We start from the raw sequence: 456 nt of genomic DNA, 5'->3' as shown, positions 1-456 counted from the left end.
AAATGGGAACGCTCTCAGCGGGTATCCGGTAGCCAATGGCAACCTCTTCGCCAACATGCACGCGAATGGGAGAGCCTTTTCGTGCAACGCGGATCGCGGCGTCGAGCGTCCGCAATGCTCCAATGATCGTCGATTTCCCCGAATTGTTGGGGCCGACCAATATATTCACCTCACCAAGCGTCAGTGAATAGGTGCCAAAAGCCTTGAAATTTGAGAATTCAATACGTCGAATCCGACCTCTGACCTGTGACATGCCCCTCATCCTGCCTAAAACCCGGAAGGCAATGGTTCTTGACCGCCCGCAGCAACTGCCTTGACTAACCGCGTCTTCAATGCTGAGCCGAAAGGAAACAGCCGCGACGCGGCTACTATCATTTCCGATTCGGTCGCTTGAGCCGAGTCCGCCATTGCGAGACGACTGGCTACGAAGCAGGCGATCTTTCGGCGGTATAGGAT

2 protein-coding genes are annotated in these 456 nt (G+C 54.8%); both read right to left on the bottom strand.

All coding sequences use genetic code 11. The annotated features are described in order from the left end of the window. The coding region (locus tag EOA29_RS39990) for an AAA family ATPase (protein WP_145970187.1) at positions 1–253 on the bottom strand (253 nt) is incomplete at its 3' end. Positions 254–267: 14 nt separating this feature from the next. Continuing rightward, positions 268–456: hypothetical protein (locus EOA29_RS42555; RefSeq protein ID WP_210213240.1), on the bottom strand; the 189-nt coding region annotated here is incomplete at its 5' end.

This window comes from Mesorhizobium sp. M1E.F.Ca.ET.063.01.1.1 (assembly GCF_003998155.1).
Taxonomy (GTDB): domain Bacteria; phylum Pseudomonadota; class Alphaproteobacteria; order Rhizobiales; family Rhizobiaceae; genus Mesorhizobium.
The sequence above is the reverse complement of the archived record's forward strand: the minus strand, read 5'-3'. Positions and strand labels throughout refer to the sequence as shown.